26 protein-coding genes are annotated in these 22519 nt (G+C 72.2%); 15 read left to right on the forward strand and 11 right to left on the reverse strand.

What is annotated here, in order from left to right:
• Nucleotides 1-38: 38 nt before the first annotated feature.
• Together ALMP_RS43880 and ALMP_RS43885 are read right to left on the reverse strand one after the other, a co-directional pair.
• Complete coding sequence (locus ALMP_RS43880; protein WP_264937674.1) at nucleotides 39-605, reverse strand: putative glycolipid-binding domain-containing protein; 567 nt, start codon at nucleotides 603-605, stop codon at nucleotides 39-41.
• A 77-nt stretch (nucleotides 606-682) separates the two neighbouring features.
• Nucleotides 683-3061, reverse strand: a complete 2379-nt coding sequence (locus ALMP_RS43885; RefSeq protein WP_309299626.1) for a Tex family protein — start codon at nucleotides 3059-3061, stop codon at nucleotides 683-685.
• Between the two features lie 261 nt (nucleotides 3062-3322).
• On the opposite strand from ALMP_RS43885, the gene ALMP_RS43890 reads away from it, so the two are divergent.
• The 4 genes from ALMP_RS43890 to ALMP_RS43905 all read left to right on the forward strand — a co-directional run bounded on the left by ALMP_RS43890 (nucleotide 3323) and on the right by ALMP_RS43905 (nucleotide 6927).
• A complete protein-coding gene (locus ALMP_RS43890) occupies nucleotides 3323-3571 on the forward strand; it encodes a hypothetical protein (RefSeq protein WP_264937676.1) in 249 nt (82 codons plus the stop codon).
• Nucleotides 3572-4065: 494 nt separating this feature from the next.
• Nucleotides 4066-5202: a molybdopterin-dependent oxidoreductase gene (locus ALMP_RS43895; RefSeq protein ID WP_264937677.1), complete on the forward strand. Its 1137-nt coding sequence runs from the start codon at nucleotides 4066-4068 to the stop codon at nucleotides 5200-5202.
• Nucleotides 5199-5609, forward strand: a complete 411-nt coding sequence (locus tag ALMP_RS43900) for a hypothetical protein (protein ID WP_264937678.1) — start codon at nucleotides 5199-5201, stop codon at nucleotides 5607-5609. Before ALMP_RS43895 ends, ALMP_RS43900 begins: the two co-directional genes overlap by 4 nt.
• A 265-nt stretch (nucleotides 5610-5874) precedes the next feature.
• Nucleotides 5875-6927: an NAD(P)-dependent oxidoreductase gene (locus tag ALMP_RS43905; RefSeq protein ID WP_264937679.1), complete on the forward strand. Its 1053-nt coding sequence runs from the start codon at nucleotides 5875-5877 to the stop codon at nucleotides 6925-6927.
• A 73-nt stretch (nucleotides 6928-7000) separates the two neighbouring features.
• On the opposite strand, the gene ALMP_RS43910 is transcribed toward ALMP_RS43905, so the two are convergent.
• Both ALMP_RS43910 and ALMP_RS43915 read right to left on the reverse strand, forming a co-directional pair.
• The gene (locus tag ALMP_RS43910) at nucleotides 7001-8113 is read right to left on the reverse strand and encodes a sensor histidine kinase KdpD (RefSeq protein ID WP_264937680.1); all 1113 of its coding nucleotides are present in this window, start codon (nucleotides 8111-8113) and stop codon (nucleotides 7001-7003) included.
• Nucleotides 8103-8822 carry a response regulator transcription factor gene (locus tag ALMP_RS43915; RefSeq protein WP_264937681.1) on the reverse strand — a complete coding sequence of 240 codons (720 nt, stop codon included), beginning with the start codon at nucleotides 8820-8822 and terminating at the stop codon, nucleotides 8103-8105. Before ALMP_RS43915 ends, ALMP_RS43910 begins: the two co-directional genes overlap by 11 nt.
• Nucleotides 8823-8935: 113 nt before the next feature.
• Between ALMP_RS43915 and ALMP_RS43920 the strand changes: the two genes are divergently transcribed.
• The 4 genes from ALMP_RS43920 to ALMP_RS43935 all read left to right on the forward strand — a co-directional run bounded on the left by ALMP_RS43920 (nucleotide 8936) and on the right by ALMP_RS43935 (nucleotide 12664).
• Complete coding sequence (locus ALMP_RS43920) at nucleotides 8936-9667, forward strand: glycosyltransferase family 2 protein (protein WP_264937682.1); 732 nt, start codon at nucleotides 8936-8938, stop codon at nucleotides 9665-9667.
• Nucleotides 9664-10320, forward strand: a complete 657-nt coding sequence (locus ALMP_RS43925) for a DUF2064 domain-containing protein (protein ID WP_264937683.1) — start codon at nucleotides 9664-9666, stop codon at nucleotides 10318-10320. Before ALMP_RS43920 ends, ALMP_RS43925 begins: the two co-directional genes overlap by 4 nt.
• Nucleotides 10317-11186, forward strand: coding sequence for a bifunctional 2-polyprenyl-6-hydroxyphenol methylase/3-demethylubiquinol 3-O-methyltransferase UbiG (locus ALMP_RS43930; protein ID WP_264937684.1), 870 nt, complete (start codon nucleotides 10317-10319; stop codon nucleotides 11184-11186). The genes ALMP_RS43925 and ALMP_RS43930 overlap by 4 nt, the downstream gene beginning before the upstream one ends.
• A 176-nt stretch (nucleotides 11187-11362) precedes the next feature.
• Nucleotides 11363-12664, forward strand: a complete 1302-nt coding sequence (locus tag ALMP_RS43935; RefSeq protein ID WP_309299627.1) for a glycosyltransferase family 87 protein — start codon at nucleotides 11363-11365, stop codon at nucleotides 12662-12664.
• A 159-nt stretch (nucleotides 12665-12823) separates the two neighbouring features.
• Here the strand turns inward: ALMP_RS43935 and ALMP_RS43940 are convergent, their stop codons facing one another.
• Both ALMP_RS43940 and ALMP_RS43945 read right to left on the reverse strand, forming a co-directional pair.
• Nucleotides 12824-13153: a TfoX/Sxy family protein gene (locus ALMP_RS43940; protein WP_264937686.1), complete on the reverse strand. Its 330-nt coding sequence runs from the start codon at nucleotides 13151-13153 to the stop codon at nucleotides 12824-12826.
• Entirely contained in the window at nucleotides 13108-13611 is a 504-nt protein-coding gene (locus ALMP_RS43945) for an SRPBCC family protein (RefSeq protein ID WP_264937687.1), read from the reverse strand. Before ALMP_RS43945 ends, ALMP_RS43940 begins: the two co-directional genes overlap by 46 nt.
• 404 nt (nucleotides 13612-14015) lie before the next feature.
• Here ALMP_RS43945 and ALMP_RS43950 point away from each other — a divergent pair, with 404 nt between their 5' ends.
• Together ALMP_RS43950 and ALMP_RS44600 are read left to right on the forward strand one after the other, a co-directional pair.
• Entirely contained in the window at nucleotides 14016-14588 is a 573-nt protein-coding gene (locus ALMP_RS43950) for a DM13 domain-containing protein (RefSeq protein WP_264937688.1), read from the forward strand.
• A 13-nt stretch (nucleotides 14589-14601) separates the two neighbouring features.
• Entirely contained in the window at nucleotides 14602-14763 is a 162-nt protein-coding gene (locus tag ALMP_RS44600) for a YceI family protein (protein WP_375803631.1), read from the forward strand.
• A gap of 130 nt (nucleotides 14764-14893) precedes the next feature.
• On the opposite strand, the gene ALMP_RS43955 is transcribed toward ALMP_RS44600, so the two are convergent.
• Nucleotides 14894-15490, reverse strand: coding sequence for a TetR/AcrR family transcriptional regulator (locus ALMP_RS43955; protein ID WP_264937689.1), 597 nt, complete (start codon nucleotides 15488-15490; stop codon nucleotides 14894-14896).
• 147 nt (nucleotides 15491-15637) lie between these two features.
• Between ALMP_RS43955 and ALMP_RS43960 the strand changes: the two genes are divergently transcribed.
• Nucleotides 15638-16285, forward strand: coding sequence for a peroxiredoxin-like family protein (locus tag ALMP_RS43960; protein ID WP_264937690.1), 648 nt, complete (start codon nucleotides 15638-15640; stop codon nucleotides 16283-16285).
• Nucleotides 16286-16340: 55 nt separating this feature from the next.
• Here ALMP_RS43960 and ALMP_RS43965 read toward each other — a convergent pair whose 3' ends face one another.
• The 3 genes from ALMP_RS43965 to ALMP_RS43975 form a co-directional block, all read right to left on the reverse strand.
• A complete protein-coding gene (locus tag ALMP_RS43965; protein ID WP_264937691.1) occupies nucleotides 16341-17840 on the reverse strand; it encodes a vanadium-dependent haloperoxidase in 1500 nt (499 codons plus the stop codon).
• 94 nt (nucleotides 17841-17934) lie between these two features.
• Entirely contained in the window at nucleotides 17935-18231 is a 297-nt protein-coding gene (locus tag ALMP_RS43970) for a hypothetical protein (RefSeq protein WP_264937692.1), read from the reverse strand.
• A 141-nt stretch (nucleotides 18232-18372) separates the two neighbouring features.
• Nucleotides 18373-18504: an LPFR motif small protein gene (locus ALMP_RS43975; protein ID WP_258314486.1), complete on the reverse strand. Its 132-nt coding sequence runs from the start codon at nucleotides 18502-18504 to the stop codon at nucleotides 18373-18375.
• A gap of 151 nt (nucleotides 18505-18655) precedes the next feature.
• Between ALMP_RS43975 and ALMP_RS43980 the strand changes: the two genes are divergently transcribed.
• On the forward strand, nucleotides 18656-19615 hold the full coding sequence (locus ALMP_RS43980; RefSeq protein ID WP_264937693.1) for a GlxA family transcriptional regulator: 960 nt from the start codon (nucleotides 18656-18658) through the stop codon (nucleotides 19613-19615).
• An 18-nt stretch (nucleotides 19616-19633) separates the two neighbouring features.
• Nucleotides 19634-20269 (forward strand): DJ-1/PfpI family protein, encoded by a 636-nt coding sequence (locus tag ALMP_RS43985; protein ID WP_264937694.1) that lies wholly within the window; start codon nucleotides 19634-19636, stop codon nucleotides 20267-20269.
• Here the strand turns inward: ALMP_RS43985 and ALMP_RS43990 are convergent.
• Entirely contained in the window at nucleotides 20256-21005 is a 750-nt protein-coding gene (locus ALMP_RS43990) for an enoyl-CoA hydratase/isomerase family protein (protein WP_264937695.1), read from the reverse strand. The two genes, ALMP_RS43985 and ALMP_RS43990, sit on opposite strands and share 14 nt — an antisense overlap.
• A gap of 108 nt (nucleotides 21006-21113) precedes the next feature.
• Between ALMP_RS43990 and ALMP_RS43995 the strand changes: the two genes are divergently transcribed.
• Both ALMP_RS43995 and ALMP_RS44000 read left to right on the forward strand, forming a co-directional pair.
• A complete protein-coding gene (locus tag ALMP_RS43995; protein WP_264937696.1) occupies nucleotides 21114-21815 on the forward strand; it encodes an HdeD family acid-resistance protein in 702 nt (233 codons plus the stop codon).
• A gap of 173 nt (nucleotides 21816-21988) precedes the next feature.
• A complete protein-coding gene (locus tag ALMP_RS44000) occupies nucleotides 21989-22507 on the forward strand; it encodes an ATP-binding protein (RefSeq protein WP_264937724.1) in 519 nt (172 codons plus the stop codon).
• The last annotated feature ends 12 nt before the right edge of the window (nucleotides 22508-22519 follow it).

Here is a 22519-nt window from a genome sequence, read left to right on the forward strand (position 1 = left end):
CATCCCGCTCCACCCGTTCCCGGGCGCGGCGCGGAGTTTCAGCTCAGCCGGGACGCCAGACCCGGGTATTCGACGACGAACCCGTCCCGGTCGAACTCGATGTCGGCGCGGAACGCCCCGGAGCCGAACCGGACCCGTGCGCCGCCCTGCCCGGCGGGGCCGAGAAAGGTGTACGTCTGCCACGAGGGCCGGACGGTGAGCTCCGGCACCGACACCCAGGCCATCAGCAGACGCCGTTCGCCCGCTCCCCGGTGCAGGCCGTGCCGCAGCACCGGCATGGTGTTGGTGAGCGGGCACAGCCCCAGGTCGCAGTCGAGGGCGCCCTCGAACCCGGGCAGCCGCTCCCCGTCGGCCGTCCATCCGCCGCGGCCGTCGCGCCGCAGATCGAGCGAGCGTGTGCGTTCGGCCGTCTCCACGGTGACCCACAGCCGCCGGGTCACGAACCCGTCGGCGGTCTCCAGCTCGTACGCCACCCAGTACGGCCGCGGCACCGTCCCGATCGCCCGTCCGCGCGCCCGCAGCGCGTCGCCGCCGGTCTCGGCCCACGCGGTCTCGTAGCCCTTGCTTCCCGTGACTTCCCAGGTGATGACGTTCGACACGGTCATGCCGTCACTGTAGGCGCCCCGGAAGAGGTACGGGGAACCGCGGATCGGCCACGACCGATCCGCGGTTCCCGACGACCTCAGCGCTTCTTGGGATCGAGCAGTCCCGCCTTGCGCAACGCGTCGGCCATCGCGCTGTTGGCCGGAGCCGGAGCCTGGCGCGAACCGCCGCCCTGACGCGAGCCGCCGCCCTGGCGCTGCTGCCGCTGCTGAGGCGGACGCGCGCCCCGCTGCGGCCTGCGCTCACCGTCGGAGGCCTGCGCCTCGTCGTCCAGCCGCAGCGTCAGCGAGATCCGCTTGCGCGGGATGTCGACGTCCAGGACCTTCACCCTGACGATGTCACCGGGCTTGACCACGTCCCGCGGGTCCTTCACGAACGTCCTCGACATCGCGGAGACGTGCACCAGACCGTCCTGGTGGACACCGACGTCGACGAACGCGCCGAAGGCCGCCACGTTCGTCACCACGCCCTCCAGGATCATCCCGGAAGACAGGTCGGAGATCTTCTCCACGCCCTCCTTGAAGGTGGCCGTCCTGAAGGCGGGCCGAGGGTCGCGCCCGGGCTTCTCCAGCTCCTTGAGGATGTCGGTGACGGTCGGCAGACCGAACGTCTCGTCCACGAAGTCGTCCGGCCGCAGCGAGCGCAGCACCGCCGTGTTGCCGATGAGCGCGGCCACCTCCTGCCCGGACGTCTTCACCATCCGCCGCACCACCGGGTACGCCTCCGGGTGCACGCTGGAGGCGTCCAGCGGGTCGACGCCACCGCGGATCCGCAGGAAGCCCGCGCACTGCTCGTACGCCTTCGGGCCGAGCCGCGGCACCTTCTTCAGCTCCTGGCGGGAGGTGAACGGCCCGTTGGCGTCGCGGTGCGCCACGATGTTCTCCGCGAGACCGGAGGTGATCCCGGAGACCCGGGCGAGCAGCGGCGCGGACGCGGTGTTCACGTCGACACCGACGCCGTTCACACAGTCCTCCACCACCGCGTCGAGCGAACGCGACAGCTTCACCTCGGACAGGTCGTGCTGGTACTGGCCGACACCGATCGACTTCGGGTCGATCTTGACCAGCTCGGCCAGCGGGTCCTGGAGCCGGCGCGCGATCGACACCGCGCCGCGCAGCGACACATCCATGTCGGGCAGCTCCTGCGAGGCGAACGCGGACGCCGAGTACACGGAGGCGCCGGCCTCGGACACCATCACCTTGGTGAGCTTCAGCTCGGGGTGCCGGGTGATGAGTTCACCCGCGAGCTTGTCGGTCTCGCGGGAGGCGGTGCCGTTGCCGATCGCGACCAGCTCGACCGCGTGCTCCTTCGCCAGCCGCGCCAGCTTGGCGATCGCCTCGTCCCACTTGTTCGCCGGGACGTGCGGGTAGATCACGTCCGTGGCGACGACCTTGCCGGTGGCGTCGACCACGGCGACCTTCACGCCCGTGCGGAAGCCCGGGTCCAGCCCCAGCGTCGCGCGCGTGCCCGCGGGGGCGGCCAGCAGCAGGTCGCGCAGGTTCGCCGCGAACACGTTGACCGCCTCGTCCTCCGCGGCCGTACGCAGCCGCAGGCGCAGATCGATGCCGAGGTGCACGAGGATGCGGGTGCGCCAGGCCCAGCGGACCGTGTCCGTCAGCCACTTGTCGGCGGGGCGGCCCCGGTCGGCGATGCCGAACCGGTGGGCGACGATCCCTTCGTACGACGAGGGTCCCTCGGTCGGCTCCTCCGGCTCCAGGACGAGGTCGAGGACCTCCTCCTTCTCACCGCGCAGCATCGCCAGGATCCGGTGCGAGGGCAGCTCGGTGAACGGCTCGGCGAAGTCGAAGTAGTCGGCGAACTTCGCGCCCGCCTCCTCCTTGCCCTCCCGCACCTTCGCGGCGAGCCGCCCGCGCACCCACATGCGCTCCCTCAGCTCACCGATCAGGTCGGCGTCCTCCGAGAACCGCTCGGTGAGGATCGCCCGCGCGCCGTCCAGCGCGGCCTGCGGATCGGCCACGCCCTTGTCGGCGTCGACGAAGGCGGCCGCCGCCGCCAGGGGCGCCACGCCCGGATCACCGAGCAGCCCCTCTGCGAGCGGCTCCAGCCCGGCCTCCCGCGCGATCTGCGCCTTCGTCCGCCGCTTCGGCTTGTACGGCAGATAGATGTCCTCGAGCCGCGCCTTGGTCTCGGCGCCCCGGATCCGCGCCTCGAGCTCGTCGGTCAGCTTGCCCTGCTCGCGCACGGACTCCAGGATCGCCGCCCGGCGCTCCTCCAGCTCCCGCAGATAGCGCAGCCGCTCCTCGATCGTGCGCAGCTGCGCGTCGTCGAGCATCTCGGTCGCTTCCTTGCGGTAGCGGGCGATGAAAGGCACCGTCGAGCCGCCGTCCAGCAGCTCCACGGCGGCCTTCACCTGCCGCTCCCGTACGCCGAGCTCCTCGGCGATCCTGCCTTCGATGGACCCTGCTGCCATGGTCCCGCTGGACCCGGGTGTCGTCACGATCCCGTACCGCCTTCTCCAGTGAGGTTGCGCGGCAATTGTGGCAGGCGGCACCGACAACCGGGGATCAGGGCGCCACTCCCGGCGGGCCTCTGTGACTGGGCGAGATAGTTGTCACTTGGGCGCGACACCTGTCACTAGCGTCGCGCTTTCACGAGGTGGGGTGTCCGAGGCTTGATCGAATAAACGGTCGCCCGGCTCTGCCAGGGCCACCGTCTCGGTGACGGTTGTCCAACGGCCGGGGGCCTTACGAACGAACGGTTGCACATCCTGCTCCTGCCGGTCTTCCCGCTGCTCACGATCGGGCTCCTGGTGCCTCTGTGGCAACGGCCCCGCCGCGGCACAGCCGGCTGCGCCACGTTGGTGGCCTGGGTGGCTGCCTTCGCCTACGCCGCCTTCTACACCGGGCTCGACGCCGTCGCCGGCATCACCGCCGGCACCACGGTCGGCCATGCCCACGAGGAAGCCAGTCCGGGGCCATTGAAAAGCCCGCTCTACGACATGGGGTAAGCGCTCGGGCAGACCAGTGCCTACGCCCTCATCGTCGCCGTCCTGGCCACGGCGGTCGCGCTGTTCCCCCGGCACGGCATCCGGGTCATCCCCGGCACGGCCGTCCTCCTCGCCTCGGCTGGTCCTTCGTCGACAGCCACCTCTTCTGGCCGCGCGGCGTGTACACCATGCCGGGTTTCGCCTTGGGCTTCGCCCCCCTTGGCTCGGTCACCGACAGGAGCGGGGCCCGGCCTTCGACAACCTCGAAGTGACGCGGATCGCGGGAGGCGGCGAGGTGGTCAGCGCTGCCGAAGGTGCTCAGGTCACCGCCGGTGAGTGCGATGAACTCGCCGGCGGGCTTGGGCCGATGCCGGGCAGGGTGTCGCGGCCGGTGTCCGCGTCTGTCCGCGGGCCCGTTTTCCGATCGCCTGCCGGACTTTGCGCCAGGGATACGTCCGTGTTCTGTAAGGGGCTCGGGCGTTCCGAAGTGGCCTGGCGGCGGATGGGATGGGGGCATGGAACAGCGCTTCTTTCCGCCGGTATTCCGAGGCAGGCTGCACGACGCCCGGACGGCGACCTCGATCGGGCGGTGGCTCGGCCTCGCCTTCGCGGTGTGCTTTGTCACCGGTCTGCTCAGTCATGTGATGCAGCATCCGCCGGGGTGGCTGGCCGATGACCTGCCGAGCCGTCCGGTGTGGGGCTACCGGTTCACGCAGGGGCTGCACGTGGCGTCCGGCATCGCGGCGATTCCGCTGCTGCTGGCCAAGTTGTGGACGGTGTATCCGCGGCTGTTCGTCTGGCCGCCGGTGCGTTCGGTGCGGCACGCGCTGGAGCGGCTGTCGGTGGCTGTCCTGGTGGCGGCGGCCGTCTTCGAGGTGGCCATCGGCCTGCTGAACACCGCCCAGTGGTATCCGTGGTCGTTCTCCTTCGTGCCGGTGCACTACGCCGTGGCCTGGCTGCTGGCCGGGGCGCTGGTGCTGCACATCGCGGTCAAGGCACCCGGGATCCGGGCCCACTGGGGCCGGCGCTCGCCGGGGACACTGGCCCTGCCGGAGGAGGACCGGGCCGACCGGCGTTCGCTGCTGGCCGCGGTGGCCGCGGCGGTGGGGGCGGTCACCGTGACCACCGTGGGCCAGTCCTTCACCCCGCTGAAGGATCTCGCTCTGCTCGCGCCGCGCCATCCGGACCATGGCCCGCAGGGGCTGCCGGTCAACCGGACCGCCGCCGCGGCCGGGGTCGGTCTGGTTCCCGCCGAGCGTTACCGCCTGACGGTCGCCGGACCGCGGTCGTACACGCTGACGCTGGATGAGCTGCGTTCTCTGGCGCAGCACGAGGTGGAGTTGCCGATCGCCTGTGTGGAGGGGTGGAGCAAGTCGGCGCACTGGACGGGCGTGCGGGTCGTGGACCTGCTGGAGCAGGCAGGCGCCCCGCCCCATGCGCGGGTGCGGGTGGTGTCCTTGCAGACCCGGGGCGGCTACCGGGTCTCGGAGATGGGCCACGAGCACGCCCGCGACCCGCTGACCCTGCTCGCGCTGAGCCTGAACGGGCAGGAGCTTTCCCCCGACCACGGCTACCCGCTGCGCCTGATCGCCCCGAACCGGCCCGGGGTGCTCCAGACGAAGTGGGTCGGCCGGCTGGAGGTCCTGTCATGAAGGTGAGCGCGGTACGCGTGCTGACCGGCGCGGCCGGTATGGCGCTGATGGGCGTCGGCGCCTCCTTGCTGGTGGACGTGCGCGACCTGGCGGGTGTGCTGGTCTGGCTGGGCGGGGCCGTGCTGCTGCACGACGCGGTGATCGCGCCGCTGGTGCTGTTCATCGGGCTGGTACTGGTACGTGGTGGTGTGCGCGGGCCGGTGCGCGGGGCGCTGCTGGTCGCGGGCGCCCTGACCGCGGTGGCGCTGCCGGTGCTGCTGCGCCCGGGGAAGCCGGCCAACTCATCGGTGCTGCCGCTGGACTACCCGCGCAACTGGCTGCTGGCCATGGTGGCCGTGGCAACGGTGACGACCTTCCTGCTGGCCGTTCGGGGGACCCGCCGTACCCGGCGGCGGCCGCCTTCGTAGCTCCGACGCCAACCGCCCCCGCTGCAGTGGCGGGGCTGACGCATCCACGCCATCTGGCGGACGCGACGGCCGACCACTGGGCCGGGGCACATCCTCCTGACGCCCGCCCCGCGCTCAGCATCGCGGTGGGCTTCGGTCTGCCGGCGGTGGCGTCCCGGACCGGTGACGTCCGGTGGCCGCGGCGCCCGGCGGGAAGCCTTACGAACTCCTGACGAATCCCCGCCGCAGGGTCCGTGGGTGAGTGCGCGGTCGTAACGTCGGCCGCATGTTGATCCTGGTCACTGGAGGTGCGGGCTTCATCGGCTCGCACATCGTCACTGCCCTTGCCGGCGCCGGGCACGAGGTGCGCGTGCTCGACGCGCTGCTGTCCGCCGCGCACCGCACGGCACCGCCGATCCCGGACGGGGTCGACTGGTGGCACGCAGACGTCCGCGACGGGGAAGCGGTCGCCGCCGCTCTGCGGGGCGTGGACGCCGTCTGTCACCAGGCCGCGATGGTCGGGCTGGGCAAGGACTTCGGTGACGCTCCCGACTACGTGGGCTGCAACGACCTGGGCACGGCGGTGCTCCTGGCGGGGATGGCGCAGGCCGGGGTGGGCCGGCTGATGCTGGCGAGTTCGATGGTCGTGTACGGAGAGGGACGCTACGAGTGCTCCCGGCACGGTGTCGTGCGGCCGGGGCCGCGCCGGGTGGCCGACCTGGAGGGGGGCTGCTTCGAACCACCGTGCCCAAAGTGCGGTGACCCGCTCCACCCGGGGCTGGTGGCCGAAGAGGCGCCGGCGGACCCGCGCAACGTGTATGCGGCCACCAAGCTCGCCCAGGAGCATCTCTCCGCCGCGTGGGCGCGGGCGACGGGCGGCCGGGTGGCGGCGCTGCGCTACCACAACGTGTACGGACCCGGCATGCCGCGCGACACCCCGTACGCGGGCGTCGCCTCCCTGTTCCGTTCCGCGCTGGAGCGTGGCGAGGCGCCGCGTGTCTTCGAGGACGGCGGTCAGCTGAGGGACTTCGTCCACGTCCGGGACGTCGCCGCGGCCAACGCCACGGCTCTGGACGGGGTGGACGACCTGCCGGAGGGGATGTTGCGGGCGTACAACGTGGGCAGCGGGCAGCCGCACACCGTAGGGGAGATGGCCGCCGCCCTGGCCGCGGCGCACGGCGGTCCGAAGCCGGTCGTCACGGGGGAGTACCGGCTCGGAGACGTCCGGCACATCACCGCCTCCTCGCAGCGGCTGCGCGACGAACTGGGGTGGAAGGCGCAGGTTTCCTTCGGGGAGGGGATGGCGGAGTTCGCGACGGCACCGCTGCGGGCGGGCTGACATTTCCGGTGCGGCCACCGACCCGCACGCCGCCCGCTGATCCGTTGGGCCGGCCCTCCTTCGTGCGGGCCGCTCAAACGGCCGCGGGAAGGTGGACCTCGAAGCGGCAACCGCCCGGTACGTTGTGCACCGCCGCGCGTCCCATGTGGGCCTCCACGATCCCGCGGACGATCGCCAGACCCAGTCCCGCCCCGGCGGGCGGGGTGCGGGCGTCGGTGCCGCGCCATCCGGTGTCGAATACTCGGGGCAGGTCCTCGGGCAGGATGCCGCCGCAGCCGTCGGTCACGGATACGACGACGCTGTCGGCCTCCCGGCGGGCGGAGACGGCGACCGTGCCGTCGGCGGGGGTCCGGCGGATGGCGTTGACGAGCAGGTTGGCCAGGACGCGGGACATCTCGCGGCCGTCGACCTCGATCGGCACGGGCTCGACCCCGGCTCCCACGAGCCGTACGCCGTGCTCCCTGGCCAGGGCGTCGGCACCCGCGATGGCGTCACCGACCAGGTCGTACACCGAGATGCGGGCGGTGTTCAGGGCGAGGACACCGGCCTGGATACGGGAGAGTTCGAACAGGTCGCCGACCATGTCGCTCATCCGCTCGACCTCCGTGCGGATGCGGGCGTGGTAGACGCGCGGGTCGGCGACCATGCCGTCCTCCAGTGCCTCGGCCATCGCCTGCAGTCCGGCGAGGGGGGTACGCAGGTCATGGGAGATCCAGGCGACCAGTTCGCGGCGGGAGGCTTCGAGGGCCTGTTCCCGTTCGCGGGAGGCGGCGAGTTTCGCACTCGTGGCGGCCAGCTCGCGGCTGAGCGCGGCGAGTTCGGCCGTAGGTGCGGCGGCGGGCGGAGTGAAGCTGCCGCCGTCGCCGAATGCGCGGGTGGCCTTGGCCAGGGCCCGGCTGCCCTTGACGACGCTGCGGCCGAGGACGAGGGCGACGGCCAGCGAGACGACGGCCGCCATGGAGCACACCATCGTCACGACCCAGAGGTCGTGGTCGGACAGGAACATCGCCCAGGCCACCAGCATCGTTCCGGCGAGCATCGCCGCGACCGTGACGGCTGCCACCACGGCCAGCGACAGCGTGACCGACCGGTGGCGCACCAGTCGCAGGGCCGCGGTGCCGAGCAGTCCGGCGGCGGCTGCGCCGATCGCCGAGTACAGCGCGATCAGGAAGGTGTCACGCAGCATCGTCGGCTCCGTTCGTACCGGGGGCGTCGAAGCGGTAGCCCACCCCCCACACCGTGGTGATCAGCCGGGGGTGCGCGGGATCGTCCTCGACCTTTCCGCGCAGCCGCCGCACGTGGACGGTCACGGTCGACAGGTCTCCGAACTCCCAGCCCCAGACCTTGTGCATCAGTTCCTCCCGGCTCGTGGCCCGCCCGGGGTTGCGCAGGAAGAACTCCAACAGGTCGAACTCCCGGATGGTCAGGGCGAGTTCATCGCCGTGGCGGGTGGCTCGGCGGGCGGTGGGCTCCAGGGCGAGCGGCCCCGCCCGCAGCCATGCCCCGGCGGGTGCGGTCCGCGCGGCCGCCACCGCCCCGGCGCGGCGCAGTACCGACTCCACCCGCAGGACCAGTTCGCGAGGGCTGAAGGGCTTGGTGACGTAGTCGTCGGCTCCGACCTCCAGACCGAGGATGCGGTCCTCCTCGTCGCCCCGCGCGGTCAGCATGATCACCGGCAGCGGGCCGTCCTCGCGGATGCGGCGGCACACCTCCAGACCGTCCATGCCGGGCAGCATCAGGTCCAGCACCACCAGGTCGGGTGGCTGCGCGATGGCCTTGGTCACGGCGGTGGGGCCGTCGGCGGCCACGTCGACGGCGAAGCCCGCCCGGTTCAGGTAGCCGGCGACGACCTCGGAGACGGTGGGGTCGTCGTCCACGACGAGTACGCGTTTCACATCGCTGAGTCTCGCACCGGTGTCCGGCTGCCGACGGGAGCGGCGACGGACGTCAGCGATCCGTAAGATCGCCAAATCCCTTATGTCCCTTTCGGGTTCGTAGGGTGAGTGGGGTGACCGAGACATCCCCCTCCACCCCTTCCCGGGTCGACGTGGTGCTGCCCTGCCTGGACGAGGCCGAGGCCCTGCCGTGGGTCCTGGACCGGATCCCTGCCGGCTGGCGTGCGATCGTCGTCGACAACGGCTCGACCGACGGCTCCCCCGACCTCGCCCGCGAACTAGGGGCGTACGTCGTCCACGAGCCGCGCCGCGGCTTCGGTGCCGCCTGCCACGCGGGCCTGACCGCCGCCACCGCCGACGTCGTCTGCTTCTGTGACTGCGACGCCTCCCTCGACCCCGCAACTCTGCCCGAGGTCGCCGGCCCCGTCCTCGACGACCGCGCCGACCTGGTTCTGGGCCGACGGCGGCCCACCACGCGGGACGCCTGGCCGGTGCACGCACGCCTGGCCAACCTGGAACTGGCCCGCCTGATCCGCCGCCGCACCGGACTGCGCCTGCACGACCTCGGCCCGATGCGCGCCGCCCGCCGCGAAGCACTGCTGGCCCTGCACCTGACCGACCGGCGCTCCGGCTACCCGCTGCAGATGGTGGTCCGTGCCGCCGAGGCCGGCTGGCGGGTGACGGAGACGGATGTGCCGTACCACCCGCGCACCGGCCGCTCGAAGGTGACCGGCACCTGGCGCGGCACCTGGCAGGCGGTACGCGACATGCGCGCCGTCCTCGGTGAGCGGTCCGTCACGGCACCGGCGGTCACGGCCACCACCGTCCCGGGAGGCGGACGATGAGCGCCAGCCGCACGGGACGGGAAGCGGCCACCCTGCTGGTCATCGCGAAGGAGCCGGTGCCGGGCCGGGTCAAGACCCGGCTCACGCCGCCCTACACGCCCGAGGAAGCCGCCATGCTGGCCGAAGCCGCCCTCACCGACACCCTCCACACCCTGCTGCGGACCCCTGCCCGGCGCCGCCTCCTCGTCCTGCGCGGGACTCCCGGCCCCTGGCTGCCGCCCGGCTTCGACGTCGTACCGCAGGCGCCGGGCGGTCTGGACGAGCAGATCGCGGCCGCCTTCGCCCACTGCGAGGACGGACCGGCCCTCCTGGTCGGCATGGACACCCCGCAGCTCACGCCCGAGCTGTTGTCCGGTGTCGGCCGGGACGGTCACGACGCCTGGTTCGGCCCGGCCGCCGACGGAGGCTTCTGGGCGCTGGGGTTCGCCGATCCGGCGCGAGCCGGGTCGGTCGTCCGTGGGGTGCCGATGTCCACGGACCGCACCGGTGCGATCCAGCGGTCGCGACTGACCGAGGCGGGACTGACAGCGGCCGACCTGCCGGTGCTGCGCGATGTGGACACCGCCGCCGACGCCGCCCGGGTCGCCGCCTGCTGTCCCCCCGGATCCCGCTTCGCCGCCGCCCTGGCCTCGCTCGCGGAGGTCGCCCGATGAGCGGGACGGCAACCGGCCTGGACACCGCCGTAACCGAGTGGGCCGGGCCGGCCACAACGGGACCACAGCCGCACCCCCTGACGGCGCGCACGGCCCGGATCCCCACGCCGGCACACCACGCAGACCGGCTCGCACCCGGAGCGCCGGGCGAGCCGTGGACCGAGGACCCCTATGCCCACGCCCTTCGCGCCGGCCGCGGCCCCCTGTTCCTGCGCCGCCTGTCACCCCCTGACAGCCCGGACGGCCTCAGCGAGGAGCTGCTCCCACTGGACGTCGAGCGTTGGTGCGCACCCCCCGACGCCGCCGACACCAGCGTGCTGAGGCGCTGCACCGGTCCCGTCCTGGACGTCGGCTGCGGGCCGGGACGCCTGGTGGCCGCCCTGGCCGCTCGCGGTGTACCGGCGCTGGGCGCGGACGTCAGCCCGGCCGCCGTCGCCCGCACCCGGCGCCACGGGGGTACCGCCGTACGACGGTCCGTCTTCGACCGCCTGCCGGAGGAAGGCCGCTGGGGCACCGCCCTGCTGATCGACGGCAACGTCGGCATCGGCGGCGACCCGCTCGCCCTGCTCACCCGGCTGCGAGAACTGGTCGCCCCCGGCGGACGCCTGCTGGCCGAGGCCGCACCGACCGACGTGGACGAACGCCTCACCGTCCGTGTCGAGGACGGCCAGGGACGGCACGGCCGGCCGTTCCCCTGGGCCCGTATCGGCACCACCGCGCTGCTGTACGCCGCAGACGCCACCGGCTGGATCCCGACCGGCCGGTGGACGGCCTGTGGCCGCCCCTTCCTCGAACTCCACCGCCCGAAGCCCGGGCACGACGCCGCGCCCCGCACCGCCATCTGTGACAAGGCCGCACGCCCATGACCGACACTGCCATCCCGCACCCGCCGCGACCCCGGCCGACCGAGTCCCCGCAAGGGCCGCCTCCAGGACCGCCGAACCGCGGCAGCCGTCGTCCACGTATCCGCGTCGCCGTCACCGCGGCCCTGCTTGCCGCACTCACGGCAACAGTCGTCGACACGCTCCGCGCGGGGGACAACGTGAGCGACCCCGGCCGGCTGCTGGCCGGTTACGCCGTCGCCTGGACCCTGTTCGCCGCGGCTGCCTGGACGGTCCGCAAGATTCCGGCCCGCGCCGCGACCGGTCTTGTACTGGCCGGGTCGGCCGCCATCGCGCTGGCCGCGCTCGCCACCCCACCTCGCACCAGCAACGACATGTTCCGCTACGCCTGGGACGGCCGGGTCCAGGCCGCCGGCATCTCCCCTTACGCCCATCCGCCCGCTGCCCCTGAACTCGACCACCTGCGCGACGACTGGCTCTTCCCCCGCGATGGCGCCTGCGAGGACTGGGGGGTGACCCGGATGGCCAGCGGCCTGTGCGTCCGCATCAACCGCCCCACCGTCCCGACCATCTACCCACCCGTCGCCGAGGGCTGGTACTTCGCCGTGCACGCCGTCTCCCCACCGGACAGCCGCCACAAGCCGCTCCAAGTCGGTGGCGCAGTCCTGGCGTTCGGCACCACAGTCGCCCTCTTTGCCGTGCTGCGCCGTCGCGGCGATCCCCGGCGGGCACCGGCCCGCGCCGCCCTGTGGGCCTGGTGTCCGGCCGTCCCCTTCGAAGCGGTCAACAACGCCCACATCGACACCCTCGGCGTTCTGCTCACCGTCCTCGCCCTCGGAACCGCCACCGCCGGCGCCCGCCGCGGCGCGCTGCTGGGCGCAGCCGTCGCCGTGAAACTCCTGCCCATCCTGGCTCTGCCCGGCGCCCTCTCCGGCCGGCGCAGTCCGAAAGGCATCGCGCGCCTGCTCTCTGCTGTCCTGGCCGCGATCGCGCTCGCCTACCTGCCCTACGTAGCCGCCTCCGGCGCCGGCGTCCTCGGCTACCTGCCCGGATACCTCCACGAGGAGGGCTACGAACCAGGCCATGTACGACGCTTCGCCCTGCTGCGGTTGCTGGTGCCGGATGCCGCCGCCGGAATGGCCGTGGTTGTGCTCCTCGCACTGATCGCCCTCCACGTCTTTCTCCGCGGCGACCCCGCGCGCCCCTGGCGAGGCGCCCTGCTGCTGACCGGCACGACTCTGCTGCTGGTCTCGCCCAGCTACCCGTGGTACTCACTGCTCGTCGTCGCTCTCGTCGCCCTGGACGGCCGCTGGGAATGGCTGACCGTCACCCTCGCCGGCACCGTCCTGTATCTCGCGGGACGCCTGCTGCCCGGCTTTCCCCTTCAGGCTTGGGCCTACGGCGCCGCCGCTCTGGCCGTTCTCCTTGGCGCCTGCCTGCGCTCCGAGCGGACACGCCGGATGGTGCGGCGCCGACGCGAGCGGCTGCCGATCGCCGCCTGAGGGGGCGCCGCCCACTCCCCCTGCCCGCCGTGACGTCGAGAAGCCGAATCCGAGTTGTTGTCCGATCGCCCGCCTCGCCGCCGCCTGATGCGATCGAACTGCCTATGGTGTGGCCGCCCAGGTGATCTGTCAGACGGGCGCGTGCCGGGGTTACCGGGGTTATTTGGGTGGCAGGCTCGATGCGAAGGTGCGTCCCTTGTCGATCCACTCGTCGAGGACGTCGTCCTCCGTGAGTGCGGTCCCCTCGACGAGGATCCAGCCGCGCATCGGGCGGCCGGTCATGTCGAAGACGCGTGTGCCGGGCCGGGCCAGGGCCGCGTCGGTGTTGTCGGGGCCGACCCGCACCATGAGATCGTCGCCGCTCACGCCCACGGCCATGTTGCCGCGGTGCAGGAAGGCGATCCCCCCGAACATTCGCTTCTCGGTGACTTCTTGGTCAGCGCTCAGTCGTTGCCTGATCCGTTCTGCCAGTCCCTGGTCGTACGCCACGGCGGTCCCTCCTGCTGTCTGCTGAGCCTGTGCTCGAGGTCACGCAGGTCCTTGCCGATGGAGGAGCGGACCTGGCGGGCCAGGACAGGAGCGGCCAGCCGGTAGAAGCCACCCCCGCCGCCTTGGACGCGGATGCCGGCCAGGGTGCCACGCGGGTCCGGCTCGAAGGTGTACGTGACGTGCATGGGCATCGGGCCGGCCACCGAGATCATGTCCAGCAGGCGGGGCGGCTCGTACGCGGCCACGCGCAGGACGTAGTCGATGCGCCGACCGAGGAAGTACGCCGTCCGGGTGACCTCGGCGCCCACGCCGAAGCCGCCCCCGTCCGCCTTCCGGGTCAGCTCCGCGACGCGGATGCCTTGGGTCCACTCCGGGTCATGGCGCCAGTCCATGGCGTACTCGGCCACTTGTTCGGGTGGGAGCGGTATCACGCGCTCCGCGGACACGTCGATCGTCATGGTGCTGCTGCCTTGTCCTCGGCCGCCCGGGACGCGGGGCCCGGGTGGTGCCTCCAGGATCCGGGAGGCGGGTGGCCGGCGCACGACGAGCGGTCGGGCACTCCTGGAACCCACCGTGTGCCGGTGCGTCGTGACGGGACAGCGCGTGATGTCCGCGAGACGCTGCCGCTGGCACCGCCCCTCGCCCCGGTCCGCGCTCTTCCCCGGAGTCCGCCATGGCAGTACCGCCGGCCCCGTCCACCGAGGACCCGAGCACCGCTGAGCACGACCGGAAGCCCACTGCTCTTGATCCCCGTGGCCGACGGTGTGACGTAAGAATTCCGTCATCAGCTGCGGGGCGCGGGACTGCCGCTCGGTGCCGTTGAATGGGAGAGCAACGGGAAACTCTCGGAAGGTGAGCGGGGATGGGGCGTGTGCGGAAGGTATTGAGCGGGCCGTTCGTCATCGCGGTGCTGGTGGTGGCGGTCGGCGGAGTCGGCTTCGGGCTGTACTGGTTCCAGCCGTGGAAGCTGTGGCAGGACGAGACCGTCCAAGAGGCCCTGCCCGGGGTCGCGGAGACCTCCGCTCCTCCCGCCGCGGCGCCTTCGGAGGAGCCCTCCGCGCCGCCCTCGCCGGCCACTGGTCCGCAGACGCTGGCGAGTGGTGAGCTGATCAGTCACGAGCACGCGACCTCGGGCACCGTGAAGCTCGTACGGCTGGCAGACGGCTCCCATGTCGTCCGGCTGGAGAATCTCGACACCAGCAACGGGCCGGACCTGCGTGTCTGGCTGACCGACGCGCCGGTGAAGCAGGGGAAGGCGGGGTGGCAGGTCTTCGACGACGGGAAGTACGTCAGCCTCGGCAAGCTGAAGGGCAACAAGGGAAGCCAGAACTACGCCCTGCCTCCTGACGTGAATCCGTCGAGCTACAGCAGCGTGAGTATCTGGTGCGACCGTTTCGACGTGTCATTCGGCGCCGCCGAGCTCGCCCGAGTCTGACGGCGGTCCATCCATGGCCGGGCCGGGACAGCGTGACGACCACGTCAGGTCCGCTGCCTGTCTGGACGCCGCTCGGCATCCCCTGATCGGCTTCCGGAGCCGGCGTCTGGAACGATTCGACGCTGATGCCACTTTGTACGGCGAGTTGACCGCATTGACGCTCGGCCCGGGGTGATCGCGTTCGTCTTCACGTGAACATGCCCCTTGGCATGTGATCGCTTCGCCGCACCCCGCCGTGAGGAACGCGCCGCAGCGGGGCGCCGAGCCCGGAGTCGAGGCGGATGACGGTACGCCGGCTCGCCCGATCAGGCTGCCGGGCGGCTGATCGCGTGGAGGGCGGCGGCCACTGTCTTCCTGAGCCGGCCCGCGTCCGCCCCGGCGCGGGATCGCAGGTTCACCCCGTGTGCGAGCAGCGCCAGTACCTCGGCCGCAGCAGCAGGATCGGCGCCTGGGGCCAGTTGCTCGTGTGCCTGGGCGCTGAGGAGTGCCGTGTGCAGCGCGTCGCGCAGGCGCTGGTGCTGCCGGTCGAGGAGGGCCCGTACATCGGGGTCGACGTTCTCGGCGCCCGCGTGTGCGTTGGAGACCATGCAGCCCCACTGGGCGTACTCGCCCGAGCAGCGCGTCTCGATCAGCCCGGTGAAGAAGTCGGCGACGGCGGGCAGTCCCCGCTCGTCCTCCGCGAGGCGGTCGAGGACGGGCCGCGAGCGGCTGTCGGCGTAGCGTTCGAGGGCGGTGCGGTAGAGCTGCATCTTGCCGCCGAATGTGGCGTACAGGCTGGAGCGGTTGAGCCCGGTCGCGTTCACGATGTCCTGGATGCCGGTGGAGGCCACGCCCTGCCGCCAGAAGAGCCGGACCACCGTCTCCAGGGTCGCGTCCGGATCGAAGTGCTTGATGTCCGGCATGGCCAACCAGTCCCGTCATCTTGAAATGGTGATTCCAAGATACTGCGCGCAGGTGCTGACCGGAGTCCACTCGAACCGCTATCTTGAAACGGTCATTCCAAGATGCAGGTCCGACATGCCGGAGCAACGATGCAGGAGGAGCACCCGATGAGCCTCAGCGCCGAACTGCGTGCCTTCTACGACAGGAGGCAGGAACAGATCCCCGCCGACATCCGAGAGATCATGAACCGGGCCGGCCGGGAACTGGCCGAGTCCGGCCAGGCCGACCGCGCGCTGACGGTGGGAGCCCAGGCCCCTGGCTTTCGCCTGCCCTCCGCGATCGGACCGACCGTCGCGCTGGACACGCTCCTGGTCGAGGGTCCGGTGGTGCTGACCTTCTACCGCGGCGCCTGGTGCCCGTACTGCAACATCGCCCTGCGCTCGCTCCAGCAGCACCACGATGCCATTGCCGCGCGCGGCGCCCGGCTGGCGGCTGTCTCCCCGCAGATCCCCGACGAGTCCCTGTCGCTGACCGAGAAGCATCAGCTGGCCTTCCACGTCCTCAGCGACGTCGGCTCCGACACGGCCAAGCAATACGGGCTCGCCTTCGACCTGCCCGACGACCTGGCCGCCGTCTACGACAAGCTCGGCTTCGACCTCCAGCGCGTCAACGGCGGCCACGCACGCACCCTGCCGCTGCCCGCCACCTACGTCATCGACGGCTCTGGCACCATCCGCTGGGCCTTCGTCGACACCGACTACACCAAGCGCGCCGAACCGGCCGACATCCTCACTGCCCTCGACGAACTGCGCTGACCGGCCTGGTGCCGCGGGGCCCCCCGCGGCACCAGGCCGCCCTGTCCGGAGCGGGTCAGATGGCGAGGGTGGTGCCGTCGAAGCGGCTGAGGGTGAAGACCGCGTCCTCGAGCGTGGCCTCCTTGGCCTCGCGCAGGAGGCCGATGGCGATCTCCTCGCCCAGCCGGACGGCCTGGGTGTAGTCGGTGCGCCAGTGCACGCCGGCCATGTTGCGGCCGGTGGCGATGTTGGCGGCGACCTTGTTGAGTTCGCCGCCGACGGTGAGCCGGTCGGCGTCCGGGCCGGTGTACGGCTCCAGGGCCGTGCCGTCCGTGGTGGGGACGACCGGGTCCACCAGTATGTGCGACTCGTCGAACCATGCCTTGAGGATGGTCACGCATGCCCCGGCGACCGTGGCGTGCCCGGAACCGTACGAGGGATGGGCCGGGCTGCCCTCCGGGAACGCCTGTGGCAGCAGGTAGCTCCCGTGCTTCTCGAAGACCCGCTTGACGGCGACGGAGTCCAGCACGCCGGAGTCGATCGGGTACTCGCGCTGCCCGCGCAGCTGCTGGTGGACCCGGCCGCCGAACTCCTCCGGGCGCAGCCGCCGGTGCACGTACCACTTCTGGAACCACACCGCCTTCAGCGCGCGGGTGGCCACCTCGGTCACCAGCGAGAGGATGTGCGGGCCGCCGTACGTCCCGAAGCCGATCTGGTTGCGGGAGAAGTGGTACGGATTGCCCGCGTCCACCGGTGCGTTGGTGCCCAGCAGGATGAGCGCGGCATTGAGGTACGCCTCGTACAGCGCGTCGAAGTGCACATAGTGCGCCAGATCGCGCGGGGTCTGGATGTAGCGCCGGTTGGCGAAGTCCCGCTCCTCCGGCTCGGGTTCGGAGCCGTTCTGCACCTCCAGCCAGTCGCCCCAGGTGGTCAGATGGTCGACCGGGCGGACCAGGGTGTCCTGCCGCTGGTCGATCAGCAGCGTGCCGTACGGGATGTCCTTGAGCAGGAACTGCGACAGGTACGGCCCGGCCATATCGCCCCGGCTGTCCCCGCGGAAGATGGTCTGCGGGGTGACCTGACCGTCCAGCTTCGGCGCCCGGAAGTCGGCCAGGCCGCTGAGTTCGCCTGCCGCCTCGGCGACCAGCTCGCTCTCGGCGAACCGGGTGAACAGCACATCGCGGCACAGCGCCATCCAGTACAGTTCGACCGCCTCGGCGGAGTTCTGCGCGCTGTCGATACGCGGCGCGGGCGGCATGGACAACGCCTGAGCGTCCGGGCCCTGCGGGTCGAAGGCCAGCCCGGCCTGCGGGTTGGTCAGCTTGCGGGTGTCTGCCAGCGGGATCCGCTCGAAGTCCTCGTAGCTGCCCGTGGCCAGCGCCCGGCGCAGCAGGTGGTACGCGGCCGGGTCGACCTCGCCGAACTTGTTGTGCGGTAACGCCTTCGAGTAGTTGGCGACGAACGGGTGGTCCGTCTCCTCCCCGTTGGCGGCGTGGACCGGTACGTGGCGCTGGAACTCCGCCTCGGCTGCGCGGACCCGAGCGTCGCGCGCGGCAAAGCGACGATCACTCATCATGAATACCCCCGTATTCCCCCATGAGCTGTGCGTGGCATCGCACTCATCTCATGAGACACCGGACGTCTCCGGATCGTTGCGCCAGACTTGGCAATCAGCGACATCTGCACATATGCGAGACGAGATTCCCTGTCAGACGGTGCTCACCGTGGTGACGAGCCAGTAGCGGCCCATCGATGACCGGGTCCTGGGTGGCGGGGGCGCGTTGGACACGGATCTCGTACCAGCCGTAGTAGGCGACGTACGCGCCGACCAGGAACAGCAGACCGCCGCCGGTGCGGGAGGCGACGGAGCCGAGGCGGCGCAGACGGCCGACGCGGGCGGTGCGGGTGAGAGCGACGGAGAGGGCTGCGGTGCCGACGATCAGGCCCATCCCGGCCGCGTATGCCACGAACAGGGCGAGGCCTTCGAGGGCGGATCCAAGGTGGTGACAATCGGAATGCCCAAACGGTGACAGGTACCGCGCCCAAGTCCGGGCTCAGCGCCAGCTCACCGACCCACCTAGTGACAACTGTCTCGCCCAGTCACAGCCTCAGGCCCGGCGGCCGCGTGCGGAGCCCGAGGCGCCGCCGAAGAGCCGGGCCAGGGCCCGGAAGGGCAGCGTCACCACGGTGGCGACGGCGCCACCGATCTGGCGCAGGACGTCTGCGATGGCACGGAACACGTGGATCTCCTTTCCCTGTCCGGCCGGTGCGGCCGGTGGCAGCCGGGTACCTCGGCCGCGCCCGGCCATGCCCGCATCCCGCCTTCTCGTGGCAGAAAAGGTGGGGAAATGGTCATTGCGGCCGTCTGCCGGGGGCTCAAGAATCGACCTCATGGCGCAGCGAACCGTCCTGGTCGTCCTCTTCGACGGCGTCCAGATCCTCGACGTCACCGGCCCCGTGGAGGTCTTCGCGGGGGCCGAACAGCACACGCCGGGCACGTACCGGATCCGCACGGCCTCCCTGGACGGCGGCCCCGTGCGCACCTCAGGCGGACTGACCCTCGTACCGGACGGGACCCTCGGCGAGGCGCCCGTCGCGCACACCCTGCTCGTCCCGGGCGGGCAGGGAACCCGGCGGCCCGACCCGCGCCTGACCGACTGGCTGCGCGCGCACGCGCCCCGCGCCGAGCGCCTCGTCTCCGTGTGCACCGGAGCGATCCTGCTCGCCGCCGCGGGCCTGCTGGACGGCCGCCGGGCCACGACCCACTGGGGCTACTGCGACAAACTCGCCCGCGACCACCCGGCCGTCGAGGTCGACCCCGACCCGATCTTCGTCCGGGACGGCAACGTCCACACCTCGGCCGGCGTCACCTCCGGCATCGACCTGGCCCTCGCCCTCGTCGAGGACGACCTCGGCCGGGACACGGCGCTGACCGTCGCCCGCCACCTGGTCGTCTTCCTGCGCCGCCCCGGCAACCAGGCCCAGTTCAGCGCCCAGCTCGCCGCCCAGACAGCCCACCGCGAACCGCTGAGGGACGTGCAGCGGTGGATCACCGAGCACCCCGCGGCCGACCTGAGCGTCGAGTCCCTCGCCGCCCGCGCCCGGCTGTCGCCCCGCCATTTCGCCCGCGCCTTCCGCGACGAGACCGGCACGACCCCCGGCCGCTACGTCGACCGGGTCCGCCTCGAACACGCCCGCCGCCTCCTGGAGGACACCGGCGACGGCGTCGAGGAGGTCTCCCGCGCCAGCGGCTACGGCACCCCCGAGGCCATGCGCCGCGCCTTCGTCAAGGCGCTCGGCACACCGCCGGCGGAGTACCGCCGCCGCTTCCGTCCCACCCCCACCCGTTGACCAGCGAAGGGAAACCCCTTGCAGATCGCCGTCGTCCTCTACGACCGCTTCACCGCCCTCGACGCCGTCGGCCCCTACGAGACGCTCGGCCGCCTCCCGGAGGCGGACACCGTCTTCGTCGCCGAGCGGACCGGCCCCGTGCGCACCGACACCGGCACCCTCGCCCTCGTCGCCGACAGAACCCTGGCCGAGGTGCCGAGCCCCGACATCGTGGTCGTGCCGGGCGGGCCCGGCCAGACCGGGCAGATGGACAACGGGACCCTCCTGGACTGGCTGCGCGCCGCCGACGCCGGCAGCACCTGGACGACCTCCGTGTGCACGGGCTCCCTGTTGCTGGCCGCCGCCGGACTTCTGGAGGGCCGCCGGGCCACCTCCCACTGGCTGGCCCTCGACCTGCTGACACGGTTCGGCGCCGAACCGACCGGAGAGCGTGTCGTCACCGACGGCAAGTACGTCACCGCCGCCGGCGTCTCCTCCGGCATCGACATGGGCCTGACCCTGCTCGGCCGGATCGCCGGCGACGATCACGCCCGGGCCGTACAGCTGCTGACCGAGTACGACCCGCAGCCGCCCTACGACGCCGGGGCCCCGCAGAAGGCGCCCGCGCACCTGGTCGAGGAGTTCCGGTCGAAGAGCCGCTTCATCCTGACGTAGTCCAGGTGAAGCGCGGCTGCCTGCGCTCCAGGAACGCGGCCACGCCCTCCGCGGTGTCGCCGCTGCCGCGTGCCTGCGCCGTCCAGTGGGCGTCCCGGTCGGCGCGGCCGTTCGCGAACTCCTTGGCGGCGGCCTGGGTCAGCTGGGAGCGCGACACCAGCACCGTCGTGAACTCCGCGACCCGCTCGTCGAGCTCCCCGGACGGCAGCACCTCGTCGATCAGGCCCGTGCGCAGCGCCCGCCCGGTGTCGATCAACTCCCCGGAGAACAGCAGGTACTTGGCGGTGGCCGGGCCCACCAGCGCCACCAGCCGCCGGGTCGCGGAGGACGGGTAGACGATCCCGAGCTTCGCCGGTGTCACCCCGAACAGGGCGCCCTCCTCGGCGAACCGCAGGTCGCAGGCGGCCGCGAGCTGCGCCCCGCCGCCCACACAGTGCCCCTTCACCGCCGCCAGCGTCGGCTTCGGGAACGCGGCGAGCGCCTCCTCCGCCCGCACCGCCAGCTCCTGCGCCTCCTCGGCGGACCCCTGGAGGGTGGAGATGTCGGCCCCGGCGCAGAAGGTGCCGCCCGCACCGGTCACCACCAGCGCCCGCACGCCGGGGTCGGCGGCCAGTTCCTCCAGCAGGGGCGGCAGCGCCCGCCACATCGCGGCCGTCATGGCGTTGCGCTTGGCCGGGTGGTGCAGGACGACGGTGGCGACCGCGTCCGTGACGCCGTACAGCAGTTCGGGCTCCATGAGCCGGATGCTAACCACCGCCCCCGCGTGTGATCACCCCGGCCCGGTGAGCACGGCGGCATCGGGGGCAGAAGGGATGGAGAGGGGATGCGTTGTGAGGAGGCGCCCATGGCCACGTCCACCCCGTCCCAGGGCGAGGCGGCGAAGCTCCAGCGGGGGTTCGGCTGGCTCGCCGCGCTCGGTGTGATCCTGGTCGTCGCCGGGCTCGTCGGCCTCGTGTACGCCGGGGTCGCCACCCTCACCTCGATGCTGCTGTTCGGCTGGCTGCTGCTGATCGGCGGCGCCGTCGGCCTGCTGCACGCGGTCCAGGCGCGCGGCACCAGCTTCTTCTGGCTGGGCGTCATCGTCGCCGCCCTGAACATCGCGGCCGGCGTGGTCGTCATCCGCAGGCCCGACGAGACCGCCGCCGCGCTCACCATGTTCGCCGCCCTGCTCTTCCTCACCGGCGGACTGTTCCGGCTGGTCGGCAGCCTCGTCGTGCGCGGCCCGCAGGCCGGCTGGACGCTGCTGCTGGGCGCCTTCGACCTGCTGCTGGGTGTCCTGGTGCTGATCGACTGGCCGAGCAGCAGCCGGTACGTCATCGGCTGCTTCTTCTCCCTCGCCCTGCTCTTCGACGGCCTCGGGCTGATCGCCACCGGCTTCGGCGGCCGGCGCATCGTCGGTCTGGTGTCGGAGCGGCTGGCCGGGGAGGGCGGCGCGGGCGAAGGCGGCGCGGGGACGGGTCCCGACGGCGCGCGGGACGGCGGCGCGGGGGCCGGTCCCGGTGGCGGGACGGGCGAGCGGCCCGCCAAATCCTTACAACCGGAATAGTGCGCAAGTCGGCGCGAAGGCGACAGGAGCGGTCGCATATCGCGCCGTAGCACACATCGGGGGTCATGAACGCTCGAAAACCGCTGACTTCTGTTCAGTCGTCCGGTGCGGTGCGCCGCGTTGCCAACACTCGACGTGTGGTGACAATCGAGCGCGAGGGTGGCGACCTGACGATGGAGAACCACGGGCGCGGGCCCGGCCCACGCCCAGAAGGCGACGCGGGCGCCCCCGCCGGACCCGCCGAGCACAGAGTGCCGGGACCGCTTCCCTACGAGGGCGTCTGGCGGTTCACCGCCGCCGCCGCGGACGCCTCGGTCCCGCAGGCCCGGCACGCCGTGCGGGACCTGCTGTACCGCCAGGGGGTGCCGGTCTCCGAGGACGTCGCCCACGGGCTGCTGCTGATCGTCTCCGAGCTGGTGACCAACGCCGTGCGGCACGCGGCGCTGCTGTCGCCGACGCTCGCGGTGGAGGTGGCCGTCGGCGCCGAGTGGGTGCGGGTGTCCGTGGAGGACGACCACCCCTACCGTCCGACGGCCCTGGAGACCGACCACGGCCGCACCGGCGGCCGGGGGCTGCTCCTGGTCCGCGAGATCGCCAGGGAGGCGGGCGGGGTCTGCGACGTCGAGCACACGGCCACCGGCGGCAAGGTGATCTGGGCCGCCCTGCCCCTGAAACCCCCGGGGGGCTGGTAGCACGGCCGGCCG

Source organism: Streptomyces sp. A012304 (genome assembly GCF_026008495.1).
Taxonomy (GTDB): Bacteria; Actinomycetota; Actinomycetes; order Streptomycetales; family Streptomycetaceae; genus Streptomyces.

Bases quoted from the DNA above. Each gene is read 5' to 3' on its own strand.
- ALMP_RS43880 (WP_264937674.1), bottom strand. From the start codon at position 605: ATGACCGTGTCGAACGTCATCACCTGGGAAGTCACGGGAAGCAAGGGC.
- ALMP_RS43895 (WP_264937677.1), top strand. From the start codon at position 4,066: ATGGAACAGCGCTTCTTTCCGCCGGTATTCCGAGGCAGGCTGCACGAC.
- ALMP_RS43900 (WP_264937678.1), top strand. From the start codon at position 5,199: ATGAAGGTGAGCGCGGTACGCGTGCTGACCGGCGCGGCCGGTATGGCG.
- ALMP_RS43905 (WP_264937679.1), top strand. From the start codon at position 5,875: ATGTTGATCCTGGTCACTGGAGGTGCGGGCTTCATCGGCTCGCACATC.
- ALMP_RS43910 (WP_264937680.1), bottom strand. From the start codon at position 8,113: ATGCTGCGTGACACCTTCCTGATCGCGCTGTACTCGGCGATCGGCGCA.
- ALMP_RS43925 (WP_264937683.1), top strand. From the start codon at position 9,664: ATGAGCGCCAGCCGCACGGGACGGGAAGCGGCCACCCTGCTGGTCATC.
- ALMP_RS43930 (WP_264937684.1), top strand. From the start codon at position 10,317: ATGAGCGGGACGGCAACCGGCCTGGACACCGCCGTAACCGAGTGGGCC.
- ALMP_RS43945 (WP_264937687.1), bottom strand. From the start codon at position 13,611: ATGACGATCGACGTGTCCGCGGAGCGCGTGATACCGCTCCCACCCGAA.
- ALMP_RS43950 (WP_264937688.1), top strand. From the start codon at position 14,016: ATGGGGCGTGTGCGGAAGGTATTGAGCGGGCCGTTCGTCATCGCGGTG.
- ALMP_RS44600 (WP_375803631.1), top strand. From the start codon at position 14,602: ATGGCCGGGCCGGGACAGCGTGACGACCACGTCAGGTCCGCTGCCTGT.
- ALMP_RS43955 (WP_264937689.1), bottom strand. From the start codon at position 15,490: ATGCCGGACATCAAGCACTTCGATCCGGACGCGACCCTGGAGACGGTG.
- ALMP_RS43960 (WP_264937690.1), top strand. From the start codon at position 15,638: ATGAGCCTCAGCGCCGAACTGCGTGCCTTCTACGACAGGAGGCAGGAA.
- ALMP_RS43965 (WP_264937691.1), bottom strand. From the start codon at position 17,840: ATGATGAGTGATCGTCGCTTTGCCGCGCGCGACGCTCGGGTCCGCGCA.
- ALMP_RS43980 (WP_264937693.1), top strand. From the start codon at position 18,656: ATGGCGCAGCGAACCGTCCTGGTCGTCCTCTTCGACGGCGTCCAGATC.
- ALMP_RS43990 (WP_264937695.1), bottom strand. From the start codon at position 21,005: ATGGAGCCCGAACTGCTGTACGGCGTCACGGACGCGGTCGCCACCGTC.
- ALMP_RS43995 (WP_264937696.1), top strand. From the start codon at position 21,114: ATGGCCACGTCCACCCCGTCCCAGGGCGAGGCGGCGAAGCTCCAGCGG.
- ALMP_RS44000 (WP_264937724.1), top strand. From the start codon at position 21,989: ATGGAGAACCACGGGCGCGGGCCCGGCCCACGCCCAGAAGGCGACGCG.